This window comes from Natronorubrum sediminis (assembly GCF_900108095.1).
GTDB lineage: Archaea > Halobacteriota > Halobacteria > Halobacteriales > Natrialbaceae > Natronorubrum > Natronorubrum sediminis.
The window spans coordinates 18761-33849 of sequence record NZ_FNWL01000002.1; the positions used below are offsets into that span (position 1 = coordinate 18761).

The window sequence follows — 15089 nt, forward strand, 5'->3', positions numbered from 1 at the left end:
TTTAAACCCTGTCCCTCGGATCGACTGGTCACAGGACCGAATGGACGTAGAACGGCGATCAGGGGTCGATCTCAGAACCGTTTTACTCTCGAGTGCGTTACTCTCGCCCGATGGAGTTCGCCACGTTCGCCCAACGTGTGGCCGCGATCGAAGCCGAGCCCGCCGATCTCGAGATCGTTGCACTCGTCACTGAGCTGTTCGAGGAGACGCTCGAGTCGGCCCCACTCGAGGATGGGAATCCCTGCTCAGACGCCGGGCACGGCACTGCAACTCCCGACGACTTCGACACACCAGACAACCTCGAGATCGTCGCCCGATTCGTCCAGGGGCGGGTCTTTCCAGCCTGGCAGTCCCGGACGCTCGACATCGGGCCGAGTACGTGCTACGAGGCGATCGCTCGCGCGGCGGGGACGAACGTGCGAACCGACGACGTCGAGGCTCGACTCGCGGATATCGGTGAGATCGGCGAGGTCGCCGCGAGTTACGACTTCGGCGGACAGCAGGGGCTCGGAGCCTTTGGTGGTGGGTCCTCGAGCGCCAATACCACCGATGGGACCGACCTCACGGTTCGGGAGGTCTACGAGACCCTTTCGGAGCTCGCCGCGGCCGAAGGCGCTGGCAGCCAGGATCGAAAGGTCGACCTCCTCTTCGGACTGGTCAATCGCTGCTCGAGCGAGGAGGCACGCTATCTCGCTCGGCTCGTCCTCTCGGAGATGCGTATCGGCGTCGGCGAGGGAACCGTCCGCGATGCGATCGCCGAGGCGTTCGACGTTCCCGGCGGCGAGGTCGAACGCGCGCTGCAGGTCTCGAACGACTACGGGCAAGTCGCTCGAGTGGCGCGCGACGACGGTCTCGAGGGCCTGACCCAACTCGACCTCGCCGTCGGCCGTCCCGTCCAGGCGATGCTCGCACAGGCCGGCACGGTAACGGACGCCCTCGAGGAGTGGGAGCAGGCTGCTGTCGAGTGGAAGTACGACGGTGCGAGAATCCAACTGCACTACCAACCGGGCACGAATCCCGACGCTGGAGCGACCGAGGTCTTCTCGAGAAATATGGAAGACGTGACCGACGCGCTGCCCGAAGTCGTCGAGTTCGCCGAGGAGACACTCGAGGAAGCCGTCATTTTGGACGGCGAAGTGGTGGCCATCGACGACGACGGCACGCCGCTTCCGTTCCAGGAGGTGCTCAAACGCTTCCGGCGAAAGCACGACGTCGAAAAGGCCCGGGAAGACGTGACGGTTCGCCCGGTGTTCTTCGATTGTTTGCACGCCGACGGCGACGACTTGCTCGAGGAGCCGTTGACGATCCGCCACGACAGACTCGAGGCGGTTCTGTGCGACGGGGACGAACGCTCTCGCTCCCCCGAGAACGTGGACGGACTCTCCCTGCTCTGGCAGAGCGACGACCCCGAGAAAATCGAGTCGATCGACGCCGAGGCGCTCGAGGGCGGTCACGAGGGGATCATGCTCAAGAACCCCGAGTCGACGTACTCGCCCGGCCGTCGGGGGAAACACTGGCGCAAACGCAAGCCCGACGTCGAGACGTTGGACTGCGTCGTGACGGGTGCGGAGTGGGGCGAAGGCCGTCGGGCGACGTTCTTGGGCACGTTCGAACTCTCCGTGCGAGCGGGCGAGGCGGGCGACGAACTCGAGACCGTCGGCAAGGTCGCGACGGGAATCACGGACGAGAAACTTGAGGAACTGACCGAGTTGCTCGAACCCCACATCACTGCCGAGGAGGGCCAGGAGGTCGACCTCGAGCCCGAAGTCGTCTTCGAGGTGGGCTACGAGGAGATCCAGACCTCGCCGACGTACTCCTCGGGCTACGCGCTTCGATTCCCGCGGTTCGTGGGGGTGCGTTCTGATAAGGCGACGGCGGACGCGGATTCCCTCGAGCGACTCGAGCGACTTCGCGATTGAATGTTTCGGTGGTAGTCGCGCGTGAGCGTTCAGGTGATAGTGTGAGTGAGCGTTCGGATGGTTTTGCGAGTGAGCGTTTCGACGGCGTCGCTGGTAACCCGTCTCAACCTGGACACGAGGATTCCGCGTCCTCCCCAACCGATTCGCTTCGTCACTTCGTTTCCTCGCTCATCCCTCGCACGGGAGCGTCGATCTGCCCTCGCCGTCGCTCGGCCACGATCGACAGCGCGCGCCACCGCGGTACGGTGAGGGTGTGCTACCGTCGTGGGGACGGTCTGAGTCGGGTGACTGTCCCCATGTAAGCACCCTTAAGAGCTATCGGAAACTGGATTGGCGTATGCAACCGCGCGACCTGTCCGATCACGTCGCTTACGAGGCGGGTCGGGGCATCGAGGAAGTCGCCCGCGAACTCGGGCGGGACCCCTCGGAGTTCGTCAAACTCGCCTCGAACGAGAACCCACACGGGCCCTCGCCTGCGGCCACCGTGGCGCTTCGCGAGGCCGCCTCGAGCGTGAGTTCCTACCCGAAAGCGGCTCACGCCGACTTGAGCGCCGCCGTCGCCGAGCGCTGGGACGTTTCTGCCGACCAGATCTGGCTGGCAAACGGCGGCGACGGCGCGATCGATTACCTCTCTCGAGCGACGCTCGAGCCCGACGACACCGTGCTCGTGCCCTCGCCGGGATTCGCCTACTACGGCATGAGCGCCCGCTTCCACCACGGCGACGTCCGGGAGTACGACCTCGAGCGCGAGGACGACTTCGAACAGTCGGCAGACGCCGTGCTTTCGGCCTACGACGGCGACCGACTCGTCTACCTCACGAGCCCGCACAACCCGACGGGGACGACGATCCCGCTCGCCGAAATCGAGACGATCGCTGCGGAAACGGACGACGACACGCTCGTCGTCGTCGACGAAGCCTACGGCGAGTTCGCCGACCGCGACAGCGCCGTCGCGTTGCTCGAGGGCCGAGACGGGTTCGACGCTCGAGACGACGTCGCCGTCTTGCGAACGTTCTCGAAAGCGTACGGATTGGCTGGTCTCAGACTCGGCTACGCCATCGTTCCCGACGAGTGGGCTGACGCCTACGCTCGCGTCAACACCCCCTTCGCGGCGAGTGAACTCGCGTGCCGCGCCGGATTGGCCGCTCTCGAGGACGACGAACACGTCACGCGCACCGTCGAGACGACCGAAGACGCCCGCGCGTACATGCGCGAACACATCGACGCTCACGTCTGGGAGAGCGAGGGGAACTTCGTCCTCGTCGACGTCGGCGAGGCGAGTGCCGTCTCGAACGCGATGCAGGAATCGGGCGTTATCGTCCGCGACTGCTCGAGTTTCGGGCTCCCCGAGTGTATCCGAATCACGTGCGGAACCGAGGAAGAAACCGAACGCGCCGTCGACACGGTGAACGACGCGCTCGAGTCCGTCGCGAGCAGTACGGAGGTGTCCGAAACGTGAGAATCGCCGTCACCGGAACCCCGGGAACGGGGAAGACGACCGCGACGGAACACCTCGCGTCGAAACTCGGGACTGACGACGCTGCGTCGTCAACGGCCGATTTCGACGTGATCCACCTCAACACGGTGCTCGAGGAAGAAGGACTCTACACCGAGGTCGACGCCGACCGACAGAGCAAGGTCGCCGACCTCGATGCGCTCGCGGAGTGGCTCGAGGGCCGCGAGGATACTATCGTCGAGTCCCACCTCGCACACCACTTCGATGCCGACCGCGTCGCCGTGCTTCGGTGTGCTCCCGAACCGCTCGAGAAACGGCTGCTCGAGCGCGGTGAAACCGAGGCGAAGGCCGCGGAGAACGCAGAGAGCGAGGCGCTCGACGTAATCCTCGCAGAAGCCGTGGAGAAACACGGCCTCGAGTCGGTCTACGAAATCGACACGACCGACCGAACGCCCGACGCCGTCGCCGTGGAACTCGCGGCGGTCGTCTCGGGTGATCGAGAACCGAGTGCCGGAGACGTCGACTTCGTGGGGTACCTTACATGACACTGGATAAGTTCAGGCCGTACGTTTCGAGATTTCTCGACCCGTTCGTGAAAGGATTCGATAAAGTGGGAATGACGCCCGACGGCGTCAGCATCCTCGCCTTCGGCATGGCCGTCCTCGCGGCGGGTGCTTTCATGCTCGGGGGCCGTGCAGACCCCGTCTGGTACGCCGTTGCCGCGACGCTGGTCTTTCTCAACGGCTGGCTCGACATCGTCGACGGCGCACTCGCTCGAGAGCAAAACGTCGCCTCGGCGGGCGGGGACCTCCTCGATCACGTGCTCGATCGCTACGCCGACATCGTCATCATCGCGGGGCTTGCAGCCGGTATCGGAGATTATCTCCTCGGATTTCTGGCCGTGACCGGCGTCGTCATGACCTCCTACCTCGGCACGCAAGCCCAGGCAGTCGGTCTCGACCGCGTTTACGGTGGATTGGTCGGCCGAGCGGATCGCTTGGCGATCATCGGCATCGTCGGCTTCCTCGCCTTCCCGCTCGCCGGCGAGTACGGCGGACTCACGCTCACCGGCTGGTTGCTCGTCTTCCTCGCCGTCGTCGGCCACCTGACTGCCCTCCAGCGATTCGTCCACTCCTGGTCGGCACTCGAGTAGGTCGCTTTCTCCGTCCTTCGAGAGTGCGCCGCATGGTTTATCACTCGCCGCGATATACGTTCCTCCATGGTTCAGTGCGAGATGTGTGGCGCCGAGACGTCGTCTCCGAAGACGATCAAAGTCGAGGGTGCGAAACTCGACGTTTGTTCGAACTGCACCGACTTCGGCACCGAAGTCAAACAGCCGTCGAGCTCGAGTTCCTCGAGTAAGTACTCGACCTCGAGTTCGAAATCGGGCTCCGCTTCGAGTTCCAGTGGCGGCTCGAGCGGCAGTGGCTCGAGCGCGAGTTCAAGCGGTGGCTCGAGTTCCCAACGTCGGTCGGACATGTTCGACGATATGGACCAACTCGCGACTGACTACGACGAGCGAGTTCGCAACGCTCGCGAAGCCAAGTCCTTGAGTCAGTCCGAACTCGCCAACGAACTCAACGAGAAGGCGAGTTTGATCCGAAAGATCGAACGCGGTGACACCCTCCCGAGCGACAGCGCACAGTCGAAACTCGAGAACTTCCTCGAGATCGACCTGAGCGCGGCGGGAAGCTCCGGTGACGAATCCGAGTGGTCCGGTGGCTCCTCGTCGGGAAGCTACACCCTCGGCGACGTCGTCAAGCGAAAGGACTGACGCGTCACTTCTCACCTCGCGTCGGTGCGACGGTTTTGCCTCTCCAGTTTTCGTCACAGAAGACTCGAGAGTCGCCGTTCTCGCTCGCGTCCGTCGCTTCGTCGGTGACTCGCAAGCTATTTCTTTCGGGCGAGAGGCTGTGCTGGTATGTTCGTCCTTGTCAACCTGAAGACCTATCCGTGCGATCCGGTCGCGGTCGCCGAAGCCGTTCGCGACGTCGACGAATCGACCGACGCTCGCCTCGCAGTTGCGCCGCAGGCGACCCACCTTGAGCGCGTGGCCGACACGGGAGCTGAAACGTGGGCCCAACACGTCGATCCGATCGACCACGGGAGCAACACCGGCCAGACGCTGGCGGAATCCGTCGCGGACGCCGGTGCCGTCGGGACGTTGCTCAACCACTCAGAACGGCGGCTGAAGCTGGCCGACATCGACGGAGCCGTTCGCGCGGCAGAGCATGCAGGCCTCGAGACGGTCGTCTGTGCGAACAATCCGGCACAGATCGGTGCCGCCGCGGCACTCGGCCCCGACGCCGTCGCGGTCGAGCCGCCGGAACTGATCGGCACCGGGACGCCGGTCAGTCAGGCTGACCCTGATATCGTCGAGGATGCCGTCGATGCAGCCCAGCACGTCGACCGAGACGTGTCCGTTCTCTGCGGGGCGGGTATCAGTACCGGCGACGACGTCGTCGCAGCGGGCGATCTCGGTTCAGAAGGCGTGTTGCTCGCGAGCGGCGTCGCGAAAGCGGACGATCCGACGGCCGCCCTCGAGGACCTCGTCGAACCGCTGTAGACGAGCGTGGCGGCCCACTCAGTGTGGCTGTTTTGCGTCACGGTTCCTCGAACCGATGCTTTTTCTCACTCGCGATGGGAGGTCGACGTATGAGCGACGCTCGTCCCATCGAAGTAGCCCTCGAGAATCGACTGATGGGACAGGGAATTTACGTGGACGAGGTCACTCGTCTGCCACGGGCTTCGAACGAGGAGTCGGCTGAAACGGGCGACATTTCCGACGGGGTTGGCCTCTCGATTTCCTACGAGACGGTCTCGGAGTCGAAACGGATCGACAGCGACGAGGTCGGCACCGTCGTCCGAACCGTCCTCGATATCGGTGCCGAACGCGAGTGGACGCCGGGACGCCTCGAGGCGACCTCACAGTCGACCGACGGCGATGTCCGCGGTCACTGGCACGTCGAAGCAGAGTGGTTCGACGAACTCGGAGTAGCGTTCGACGATCTCGAGTTCTCGGAGCGCGTCCTCGAAACGAGAGATCACAATTCTGTCACCGAGTAAGTGATGTCGACGAGTAGGTAGATTAATAGTCTCACACTCGTGTTGTCGGTGTAGATACGCAGATGGCCGGAGAACAGATCTACGTCTCACACGCACCTGCTGACCTCGAGCTCGTCCAGGAGTTGTTCTCGACGGTCAAGAATTTCCCCTTTGGAACACATATCGCGCTCGAGGAGGTCGAATCTGGTCGTTCTCGACAGCGACTCGAGGGCCGCCTTGCGAACAGCGACGTCGTCGTCGCGGTGCTCACGGAGGAATCGTCGACCAGCAGGTGGGTCAATCAGGAAGTCGGTTACGCACTCGCAAAGGGGGTTCCCGTGATCCCACTCGCCGACAGCGAACGCCATCTCGGCGGCTTTCTCGAGAACGCCGACAGCGTCGCGATCACTCGAGAGAATCCCTCGCGAACCATTTACGATCTGATCAGCCGACTCCGAAGCGAACTCGCGCCACTCGGTGCGCTGTCCGTGCCCAATTGGTACATTCGATTCCCCTGTACGATTCCGGACTGTGGCCACCCCGTGACCCTCGAGATCGAGCAAGACCAATCCAAGCTCTGGAAGCGATACGAACACGGGAAACTGCTGTCGTCGACGTGTGACGTCTGCGAGTCGACGTACTACTTCGATGCGGCGACGATCGGATATGTTCGCCGAGAAGACGGAATTCTCTAGCTCAGGTGCTCAGGTGTCTTTTTGAAGCCGTTCGTAGGCGTCCGTGACGAGCTGGAACGCCGAGCGACTCCCGCTCTGTCGGTCGGGATGGGCTCGTTTGACCTCTCGGTGGAACGCTGCACGAATTTCCTCGTTGCTCGCACCGGGGTCGACGCTGAGCACGTCTCGAGCCTCCGACTCTCGCATTCCGATCGCTTTGACGATCCCGTTTTCTTCTGCAGCCTCAGTGCACGTCGGGCAGAATCGCTCGCTTCGCCCGTCGATGGTGGTAATCTCGAATCGTTCGGCGGTAACCCACTCGTTGCACTGCGTACAGAGCGCCTCGTCTTCGTCCGTCAACTCGGAGTGTCCTCGAGTACGTGTGTCGTCTGCTGTGCGCGTCGCCTCGTCGGTCTCGGAGGATGCGGAAGTCGTCTTCGAGTCGGCCGCCGGCGCCTGAGCAGCACACTCCGGACAGCACGTGATGACGGTTCCGTCCTCGAGGACGACATCTTCGACTCGAGGCGCGAGAATCGTGTCGGTACAGCCGTCGCAGGTCCGACGCCGTTGGTCGATCGAAGAACACTTTCGAGCGGCTTCGCGGGCGTGTGGCTCACAGCGAGGACAGCACGCGACCCTGTCGCCGTCGGGCATCGTGATTGCCGTCAGCTCCTCGAGTGGGACCGTTCGGCCACACCCATCACAGCCAACCTGACGGTCGTCGACCACTGCCATTGGGCGGCTGTTTATACTGAATCCTTATCAGTTCTTCTGCTGACAGACACATGCGAGCGAGACGGCGATCGTTCATAGGAGGACGTTACCGCCGTCTTGGGACGCGCTGATCCGACCCCGTCGTCGGTGAAGGGTGTCGGTAACAAAGGCGAGTCGTGCTGACTACCGGCCTGTGCGAGGTGTGCCTCGCACGGATGTTGTCCGTTGGGTGGCACTCGGCGACGAACTGTCGTCGGGGCCTCCTCTCCTGTCACCGACGATTCTACTCGAGTACACACAGAATCCGAGACACCAATAGTCGTTCGGCGAGGAGTAAACGGTATGGAGTCCGCAACTCGACTGTCCACGCGCGTTGGGAGCGCCGACCGACGGACGTTCACACTCGTGGCCGGTGACCTCCTCGTACTCACCGCGTTAGTGCTCGTCGGCCAACTCGAGCACGGGATGAACCCGCTCGAGCAACCGTTCGGTGCGCTCGAGGCGCTGGCACCGTTCGTCGTGGGATGGGTCGTCGTCGCCGCGCTGGCTGGTCTCTACACGCGACCGATTTCGACGTCAGTCTGGGAAACGACGCGTCTGGCGACCGTCGCGTGGCTCGCTGCCGCGAACGTCGGATTAGTGCTTCGCCAGTCGGTCTTCGGCGACACTGCGGCGTGGCCGTTCCCACTCGTCATCTCGGCGTTTGGTCTCGTCCTCCTCGTCGGGTGGCGGATTGGGTTCGCGTACGTCTCTCCCTCTACCGACACCTAATTCCGACGCGCTCGGTCATCTTCGTATGTCAGGTTCCAGACGATTATAAATTGTACTGGGAAGACAATTCTCGTCCTGGTATTGTCGTTGGTTCTGATATTACCCTGAATCGACATCAGGATCAAATATTTCGGGGTATAGGCCCGTTACCTCTCTCCTATTGCTGGTATATTGAGTTAAATAATGGTGGGAGCCGATAGAATGATCCTCGCTTGGCCCCAAATAACCTCTGCATAAGTTATGTAGCTCTTATTGCTTGGATACTGGTTAGAAACGAATTCACTATCACGTAGGTATGAGAAACACTTATATGCCTATCTATCATACTATACGTTACATTATGACTGGATATTACGACATTGTTCTCGGCCTCATCCCAGTCGCACTGATCGGTATCACCGCTGCCCTCGCGTTGGTTGGTCTGTCTCTGACGACTGCGGTGCCGATCGGTGCGTTCGTGTCGATGGCGATCATCGGTCACGCAATGTTCGTCAACGCGCCTGCGGACGTTCCGGAGGAACCCCAGTCCACTCACCCGCCGATCAACGCTGACTAACTGTCGCGACTGCTCTTTTCCTCTCTCCCCGCTCTCGCCTCTGCAGGTATTTCGGACTCGAGCGTTCCAACTAGTTCAACTGACCGTTGATCCACCGCCGATTCGAACGCGTGTGAGCTGGCGCTTATCACCGATTCGAAATGTAGTCTCAGGCGCTTATCAGATTCGAACCGCAGTCTCAGCCGCTACCGGCGTCGTTTGTGAGTAAATCCGTTCTAAAAATGCGAGAGACCTTACTCCGCAGGTCTGACCTTGAACCCGTAGCGTGTCACGCCCTCTTGGGTGTAGACGCGTCGAATCGTCGTCTCGATCCGATCGCCGACGGCGAACGCATCGGGTGCTGCGTCAGTTCCCATCGCCGCGATACTGGCCGTTTCGTCGCCATCTCCCGACTCGAGGGCGACGATTGCCGCCGCGTAGTCACCGGAACGACCCTGCTGCTCGGCGAACTCGGGTGGCGCACCGCCCTGTGAAATCGTCGTCACCGCCTCGATTTCGCCCTCGCCAGAGAGGGTGACCGGTTCGTACTCCTCGAGTGCGTTACAATCCGCACACGCTCCCTCCGGCGGGAACGCGAGCGAGCCACACTCGGGACAGCGGCCGGCCTCGAGGGTGTAACGCTGGGGAATCGATCGATGCCACGAAGGGACGCTCACGTATGCACCCCCGCCCGAGGGCGGACCGGTCGTGACGACACCACGTTGGCGCAGGTACTCCGCGTAGGACAGTGATTCGTCGCTCTCGAGTGTCGTCTCCGCGGGAACGTCTCCGTCCACGTCGACGACGAAGGCGTCCGCGCCCGCGCCGCTACCGTGAGAGACGCCGAGAACGCGCTCGTAGCCGTCTTCGAGCGCGCTGGCCAGCGAGACGGGAACGCTCGCCGCGCCGAGGTCGCCGAGTTCGTGAACTGTCGCCGCTGCTTGGATCTCGTCCGTTCCGACGCCCGCTGCCCCCGCTGCGCGGTAGGGGAGTTTGCCGTCTGGTGCCTGAATCGCCACGGCCGTCGGATCGGGATCGACCTCGAGTCCGGAGACGGCTCCGCCGATCGTTTCGGTGAACGCCGATCGGTCGTACTGCGTGACGCCGAGTCCCTGTGTTGCGTCCTCGCCAGTCGCTCGGAATCGCGTCCCGGGGTACGGCGTCGCGTACTCGGCACGGTCGACGATCTCGGCGGGCCCGTCTCGCTCGAGGACGAACGCGGCTGCACCGGCACCGGCAGCGTGATCGATCCCATCGTCCGGGTCGCCCTGCGGTGCGTCGGCCGCGACGACCAGCCCGGTCGATGCATCGGCCTCGAGGGCGTCCATTCCGGCCCAGAGGGCGCGGGTTCCGGCCCGCGTGCTGCCCGTAAAGACGTGTCGTGTGGCGGAATCGGAAACCTCGAGCATGGCGCCGAGGCGGGCGGTGAGGTCCTCCTCTGCGAGTGGCGGCGTCGAGGACGCAAATGCGAGCCAGTCGACCGTCTCGGGGTCGACGTCGGCGGCCTCGAGCGCGCGGCCGGCGGCCTCGTAGGCCATCGTCAGCGCGTCTTCGTCGGCAGCGGCGACGGCCTTTTCCGTGACGCCGGCGGCCTGGAACTGGCCCCAGGCGTCCTGAAACGCCTCCGCGTCGATCCGGAACCGAGGCGCGTACGCACCGACCCCGGTGATCGCAGCCGTCATCACGCGCTCACCTCCGTTTCCTGCTCGCGCTCAAAGATGTGAACAACCGACGCGCCACCACTGCCGCCGACGTTGTGCGTGAGTCCGCGGGTCGGGTTCTCGACCTGGCGCTCACCCGCAGCGCCGGTGAGCTGTTTGAACGCTTCGACGACCTGACCGGCACCCGTCGCGCCGATGGGGTGGCCCTTCGACTTGAGCCCGCCCGAGGTGTTGACCGGAATCTCGCCGCCGAGTTCGGTCGCACCGGATTCGATTAGCTGTCCGGATTCACCTTTCTCACAGAAGCCGAGGTCCTCGTAGGCCAGCAACTCAGCGATGGCGAAACAGTCGTGGACCTCGGCGAAGTCGAGTTCCTCCGGCTCGATGTCGGCCATCTCGTAGGCCGTCTCCGCTGCGTGTTGGGTCGCAGGCACGCCGGTGTAGGAGTCTCGTTGGAAGAGACCGACGTTGTCGCTGCCCGCGCCGACGCCGGCGACGCGAATCGGCTCGTCCGTGTACTCGTCGACGACGTCCTCGCTGACGATCAGGGCACAGGCCGCCCCGTCGGAGGTCGGACAGCAGTGATAGAGGTTCAGCGGATCCGCGACGACCGGCGCCGACTGTGCGTCCTCGAGCGAACACTCGAAGCCCAGTTGTGCGTGGGGGTTCTTCGCGCCGTTCGAGTGGTTCTTGACGGCGACGCGAGAGAGATGTTCGCGCGTGGTGTCGTACTCGTCCATGTGTGCGCTGGCCATCTGGGCGTAGACGCCGGAGAAGGTGGTGCCCGAGAGTCGCTCCCACTCCGTCTCCCCGGAGACGCCGAGCCAGTACTTCGTCGCGTCGGAACTCATGTCGGACATAATTTCGAACCCGCCAGCGAGGGCGACATCGGCCATGCCCGATTTGACCGCTTGAACGGCCTGACGCGTCGCGAACCCACTCGCTGCACAGGCGTTTTCGACTCGCGTACACGGCACGCCGTCGAGTCCGACGTGCTCGGTAACTGCTGGCCCGGAGAGACCGAGTTGTCGTCCACCGACGCCGAGGTTTCCAACGAACGCTTCGTCGATATCTCCCGGCTCGAGGCCGCGTGGTACGCTTTCCGTCGCTGCTTCGAACGCCGTTCGGAACAGCGACCGGTAACTTTCCTCGGGGAAGGCCCCGTAGTCAGACTGCCCCGCACCGACGAGGTATGCGTCTCGCATATCCAAGGGTGTGCTCCCCGGTGTGAAATAAGTGCACACTTGTGTCGAATCGTGTCCGACGACGGTATCGACGATAAAATCAGTCCGTCACTCGAGACGTTCACAGGGTCGACACGCTGTATTGGGATGCTACGCCGAATCAATCCGAGATTGCACACGGGTTCGTTCACGTTTCGTCAGGGCATTCAAGCGTCTTGCTCGCGTACAGCGGTTGTATGTCCCGCGCGGCGGAACTCGTCTCTATCCTCGAGTCGGTCGACTCGGTGGCGATCGTCTGTCACGACAACCCAGATCCTGACTGTCTCGCCAGTGCACTAGCACTCGAACGAATCGCAACCGATCACGGGGTGGTGGAGGTGACGATTACCTACGGCGGCGACATCTCTCACCAGCAAAACCGTGCGTTCGTCAATATGATCGACATCTCGCTCGAGTCGATCGACCACCTCGAGATCGACGACTACGACTGTATCGCGTTCGTCGACCACTCCCAGCCCGGATCCAACACGGAACTGCCGGCACAGATTACGCCCGACATCGTCGTCGATCACCACCCCGGCGAGCCGGTCGAGGCCCCCTTCGAAGACATTCGTGCGGAAGTCGGCGCGACGGCGACGATTTTCGTCGAGTACCTCTCCGAACTCGAGACGGAACTGACGACGCGACTGGCGTCGGCGCTCCTCTTTGCCCTTCATCGCGAACGACTGGATTTCGTCCGCACACCGACGATACGTGAGTACGAGGCTGCATTGACAGTCTATCCGGATGCCGACCTCGAGACGCTCGAGCAACTCTACGGGAGCGCGTTCTCGCCGGGAACGATCGACGCGATCGGTCACGCCATCGCGACTCGAGAACGGCGTGGCTCCTCACTCGCGGCGAGCGTCGGCAGAACGACCGAAACGGACGCGCTCCCGCAGGCGGCTGATTACTTGCTGAACCTCGAGGGCGTCGATACCGTCCTCGTCTACGGAATCATCGAAGACGCGATTCGACTCAGCGCGCGTTCGATCGATCCGCGAGTACACATCGGTGAGACCCTCGATAGCGCCTTCGGCGACCTCGGACCTGTCGGCGGACACCACGATATGGCGGGCGGTCGTATCGGACTCGGCCTCTTCGCCGACGATTCGAACGACACGGACGCGTTGCTCGCGTTCGCCGGCGGGCGACTTACTCGTCGTTTCTTCGACGCGCTGAACCTCGACGATGACCGGTGAGGGCCCGCCAGTCGATCTGTGCGCACACCTGCTGTGGCGGCCGTCGGTCGTGGTCGACAGGGATTCGGCGTGGCATCTCGTTCACTCGATATCGATGGTGTGTGACCCACTGGTCGAGTCGCGTTTCGGGATGGTGACCGTCAAGATGCCGTTGTTGAGTGATGCTGTTACGTCGTCCGGGTCGACTGGATCTGGAAGCCGAATGCGACGACTGAACGATGTCACCTCTCGTTCACGGCGAATGTACTCCGCCGTCGCGTCGGCCAGTTGCGTTCGCTCATCGCCTTCGGTCTCGTCGCCGACCTCCTCATCAGTATCGGGTTCGTCATCGATTTCGTGTCGTGGCGTTCGCACCTGCTCGCGCTCGCCACTGATCTCGAGTGTCTCCCCACGGAGTCTCGTCTCGAGGTCGTCGGTCTCGAATCCGGGGACGTCGACGGTGACGACGAACGAATCGCCGTGATCGGCGAGATCCAGCCGTATCGCCGACTCGCCGACGGAAAGATCGAGGTGGCTTCTGGTGTCGAACTCGGATTCCCAGGACCGGACGGCCGTCTCGAGTTGTCGATTCAATCGCTCGAGGAGTTCCTCGAGCCCCTCCAGTGGATTCGATCTGTCTTCCATGGTTCTCGTGAGATGTTCACTACCAATCACAAAAAAGGCCACTCATAGCGTGAGTGAGCCTCTCTGCGTCGAATGTGTTGAACTGCGTGATTGCGGCAGAACCGAGGGAGGGGCTGGTCGTTTTTAGGCTCCTCGCCGTAGGAAGAGGTATGGATTCAGCACTATTCGTCGTCAGCGAGGAAGGCTACTGGGGAGAGGAATGTATCGAACCGCTCGAGACGCTCTCGGATGCCGGACTCGAGATTACGGTCGCGACGCCGTCGGGCGGTCCCCCGGAACTCGACGAGACGTCGGCCGACCCCGACGAGGTCGGGGAGGAAACCGCCGAGCACGTCCGAGAGGTTCACGAGAACGACGAGCGATTGAACGATCCGATTCCGACCGCGCGGGCGGACGCCGAGGCGTACGACGCCGTCGTCTTCCCCGGCGGCCACGGCACCGAGTGGGACGTCAACCAGGACAGTGACGCCCGCAGACTCCTCCGCGACGCTGTCGCTGGTGACAACGGCAAGGCGCTCGTTGTCTGTCACGCCGTCGGCATTCTCGCGTTCGCTCGTGATAGTCAGGGCGCGTTCGTCGTCAACGGCCGCGACGTGACCGGCTTCCCGAACGAGTGGGAAGAAGACATCGTCGACGAGAACGACGTCATGCCGACCGGTCGAAAACTCCCCTACTGGGTCGAGGACGAAGTGATCGCCGCGGGCGGCAACTGGGACGCCGAACTCGAGGCGGACACGAGCGTGACCGTCGACGGAGATCTCGTTACTGCCCGCGGTCCCGAGTCCTCGAGTGCCGCAGCGCAGACGCTTCTCGAGGAACTGGACGCGTAAGGTTCGTACTCGCTCGGTTTGCTCTCGATCGTCCATCCGTCCGTCTGTCATCCGTGATGTGTCGTCTTCGAGACGAACGTCTCAGCGGTTGCTGGACGGAATACGAGCGCTATTGTGGATCTGCTACGCCGATTCGATTCGAATTTCGCCGTCGGCACGGACGGTGATCAAACAGTCGTTGTACTCGAAAATGAGCGCTCCCTCGGATCGCACCCCGTTCGCTCGGGGTTCGAACAGTCGCTCGAGCGCATCGGTATTGACGGTGTAGTGAAGTGGCTCGAGTTCGGTCACCTCCTCGTTGCAAAACGTCGCAACGGCGGTGACGATCGTCACGCTCAGCGGTTCGGAGTCGAGTTGATCGTACTGCACAGTGTCGTACTCCGCCGAGTGTGCAGTCTGTGGTGATGTCATCTCTGTCATGTAGTTTTGCGCACC

17 protein-coding genes are annotated in these 15089 nt (G+C 62.8%); 12 read left to right on the forward strand and 5 right to left on the reverse strand.

Features of this window, described 5'->3' with window-relative positions; genetic code table 11:
• Positions 1–110 precede the first annotated feature (110 nt).
• The 8 genes from ligA to BLW62_RS07390 all read left to right on the forward strand — a co-directional run bounded on the left by ligA (position 111) and on the right by BLW62_RS07390 (position 7115).
• Positions 111–1919, forward strand: coding sequence for an ATP-dependent DNA ligase LigA (gene ligA / locus BLW62_RS07355; RefSeq protein ID WP_090506478.1), 1809 nt, complete (start codon positions 111–113; stop codon positions 1917–1919).
• A gap of 337 nt (positions 1920–2256) precedes the next feature.
• Positions 2257–3378, forward strand: coding sequence for a histidinol-phosphate transaminase (hisC, locus tag BLW62_RS07360; RefSeq protein WP_090506479.1), 1122 nt, complete (start codon positions 2257–2259; stop codon positions 3376–3378).
• Positions 3375–3920 (forward strand): adenylate kinase family protein, encoded by a 546-nt coding sequence (locus BLW62_RS07365; protein ID WP_090506480.1) that lies wholly within the window; start codon positions 3375–3377, stop codon positions 3918–3920. The genes hisC and BLW62_RS07365 overlap by 4 nt, the downstream gene beginning before the upstream one ends.
• A complete protein-coding gene (locus BLW62_RS07370) occupies positions 3917–4528 on the forward strand; it encodes a CDP-alcohol phosphatidyltransferase family protein (RefSeq protein WP_076581788.1) in 612 nt (203 codons plus the stop codon). Before BLW62_RS07365 ends, BLW62_RS07370 begins: the two co-directional genes overlap by 4 nt.
• A gap of 66 nt (positions 4529–4594) precedes the next feature.
• A complete protein-coding gene (locus tag BLW62_RS07375; RefSeq protein WP_090506481.1) occupies positions 4595–5149 on the forward strand; it encodes a multiprotein bridging factor aMBF1 in 555 nt (184 codons plus the stop codon).
• Between the two features lie 147 nt (positions 5150–5296).
• Positions 5297–5941 carry a triose-phosphate isomerase gene (tpiA, locus tag BLW62_RS07380; RefSeq protein WP_090506482.1) on the forward strand — a complete coding sequence of 215 codons (645 nt, stop codon included), beginning with the start codon at positions 5297–5299 and terminating at the stop codon, positions 5939–5941.
• 89 nt (positions 5942–6030) lie between these two features.
• Positions 6031–6441: a DUF8159 domain-containing protein gene (locus BLW62_RS07385; protein ID WP_090506483.1), complete on the forward strand. Its 411-nt coding sequence runs from the start codon at positions 6031–6033 to the stop codon at positions 6439–6441.
• A gap of 62 nt (positions 6442–6503) precedes the next feature.
• On the forward strand, positions 6504–7115 hold the full coding sequence (locus tag BLW62_RS07390; protein WP_090506484.1) for a toll/interleukin-1 receptor domain-containing protein: 612 nt from the start codon (positions 6504–6506) through the stop codon (positions 7113–7115).
• 9 nt (positions 7116–7124) lie between these two features.
• On the opposite strand, the gene BLW62_RS07395 is transcribed toward BLW62_RS07390, so the two are convergent.
• Positions 7125–7829 carry a J domain-containing protein gene (locus BLW62_RS07395; protein ID WP_090506485.1) on the reverse strand — a complete coding sequence of 235 codons (705 nt, stop codon included), beginning with the start codon at positions 7827–7829 and terminating at the stop codon, positions 7125–7127.
• Between the two features lie 321 nt (positions 7830–8150).
• Between BLW62_RS07395 and BLW62_RS07400 the strand changes: the two genes are divergently transcribed.
• Positions 8151–8579: a DUF3054 domain-containing protein gene (locus tag BLW62_RS07400; protein ID WP_090506486.1), complete on the forward strand. Its 429-nt coding sequence runs from the start codon at positions 8151–8153 to the stop codon at positions 8577–8579.
• 340 nt (positions 8580–8919) lie between these two features.
• Complete coding sequence (locus BLW62_RS07405; protein WP_076581799.1) at positions 8920–9135, forward strand: DUF8015 family protein; 216 nt, start codon at positions 8920–8922, stop codon at positions 9133–9135.
• A 233-nt stretch (positions 9136–9368) separates the two neighbouring features.
• Here BLW62_RS07405 and BLW62_RS07410 read toward each other — a convergent pair whose 3' ends face one another.
• Both BLW62_RS07410 and BLW62_RS07415 read right to left on the reverse strand, forming a co-directional pair.
• A complete protein-coding gene (locus tag BLW62_RS07410) occupies positions 9369–10796 on the reverse strand; it encodes a zinc ribbon domain-containing protein (RefSeq protein ID WP_090506487.1) in 1428 nt (475 codons plus the stop codon).
• On the reverse strand, positions 10796–11980 hold the full coding sequence (locus BLW62_RS07415; RefSeq protein ID WP_090506488.1) for a thiolase domain-containing protein: 1185 nt from the start codon (positions 11978–11980) through the stop codon (positions 10796–10798). Before BLW62_RS07415 ends, BLW62_RS07410 begins: the two co-directional genes overlap by 1 nt.
• A gap of 215 nt (positions 11981–12195) precedes the next feature.
• Here BLW62_RS07415 and BLW62_RS07420 point away from each other — a divergent pair, with 215 nt between their 5' ends.
• Positions 12196–13200: a DHH family phosphoesterase gene (locus tag BLW62_RS07420; RefSeq protein WP_090506489.1), complete on the forward strand. Its 1005-nt coding sequence runs from the start codon at positions 12196–12198 to the stop codon at positions 13198–13200.
• A gap of 81 nt (positions 13201–13281) precedes the next feature.
• Here the strand turns inward: BLW62_RS07420 and BLW62_RS07425 are convergent, their stop codons facing one another.
• Positions 13282–13824, reverse strand: a complete 543-nt coding sequence (locus BLW62_RS07425; RefSeq protein ID WP_090506490.1) for an Hsp20/alpha crystallin family protein — start codon at positions 13822–13824, stop codon at positions 13282–13284.
• 149 nt (positions 13825–13973) lie between these two features.
• Here BLW62_RS07425 and BLW62_RS07430 point away from each other — a divergent pair, with 149 nt between their 5' ends.
• Entirely contained in the window at positions 13974–14654 is a 681-nt protein-coding gene (locus BLW62_RS07430; protein WP_090506491.1) for a type 1 glutamine amidotransferase domain-containing protein, read from the forward strand.
• A gap of 123 nt (positions 14655–14777) precedes the next feature.
• Here BLW62_RS07430 and BLW62_RS07435 read toward each other — a convergent pair whose 3' ends face one another.
• Positions 14778–15074, reverse strand: a complete 297-nt coding sequence (locus BLW62_RS07435) for a HalOD1 output domain-containing protein (RefSeq protein WP_090506492.1) — start codon at positions 15072–15074, stop codon at positions 14778–14780.
• Positions 15075–15089: the final 15 nt, after the last annotated feature.

Coding starts and splice junctions, on each gene's coding strand:
- ligA (WP_090506478.1), top strand. CDS start 111: ATGGAGTTCGCCACGTTCGCCCAACGTGTGGCCGCGATCGAAGCCGAG.
- hisC (WP_090506479.1), top strand. CDS start 2,257: ATGCAACCGCGCGACCTGTCCGATCACGTCGCTTACGAGGCGGGTCGG.
- BLW62_RS07370 (WP_076581788.1), top strand. CDS start 3,917: ATGACACTGGATAAGTTCAGGCCGTACGTTTCGAGATTTCTCGACCCG.
- BLW62_RS07375 (WP_090506481.1), top strand. CDS start 4,595: ATGGTTCAGTGCGAGATGTGTGGCGCCGAGACGTCGTCTCCGAAGACG.
- tpiA (WP_090506482.1), top strand. CDS start 5,297: ATGTTCGTCCTTGTCAACCTGAAGACCTATCCGTGCGATCCGGTCGCG.
- BLW62_RS07385 (WP_090506483.1), top strand. CDS start 6,031: ATGAGCGACGCTCGTCCCATCGAAGTAGCCCTCGAGAATCGACTGATG.
- BLW62_RS07390 (WP_090506484.1), top strand. CDS start 6,504: ATGGCCGGAGAACAGATCTACGTCTCACACGCACCTGCTGACCTCGAG.
- BLW62_RS07395 (WP_090506485.1), bottom strand. CDS start 7,829: ATGGCAGTGGTCGACGACCGTCAGGTTGGCTGTGATGGGTGTGGCCGA.
- BLW62_RS07400 (WP_090506486.1), top strand. CDS start 8,151: ATGGAGTCCGCAACTCGACTGTCCACGCGCGTTGGGAGCGCCGACCGA.
- BLW62_RS07405 (WP_076581799.1), top strand. CDS start 8,920: ATGACTGGATATTACGACATTGTTCTCGGCCTCATCCCAGTCGCACTG.
- BLW62_RS07410 (WP_090506487.1), bottom strand. CDS start 10,796: ATGACGGCTGCGATCACCGGGGTCGGTGCGTACGCGCCTCGGTTCCGG.
- BLW62_RS07415 (WP_090506488.1), bottom strand. CDS start 11,980: ATGCGAGACGCATACCTCGTCGGTGCGGGGCAGTCTGACTACGGGGCC.
- BLW62_RS07420 (WP_090506489.1), top strand. CDS start 12,196: ATGTCCCGCGCGGCGGAACTCGTCTCTATCCTCGAGTCGGTCGACTCG.
- BLW62_RS07425 (WP_090506490.1), bottom strand. CDS start 13,824: ATGGAAGACAGATCGAATCCACTGGAGGGGCTCGAGGAACTCCTCGAG.
- BLW62_RS07430 (WP_090506491.1), top strand. CDS start 13,974: ATGGATTCAGCACTATTCGTCGTCAGCGAGGAAGGCTACTGGGGAGAG.
- BLW62_RS07435 (WP_090506492.1), bottom strand. CDS start 15,074: ATGACAGAGATGACATCACCACAGACTGCACACTCGGCGGAGTACGAC.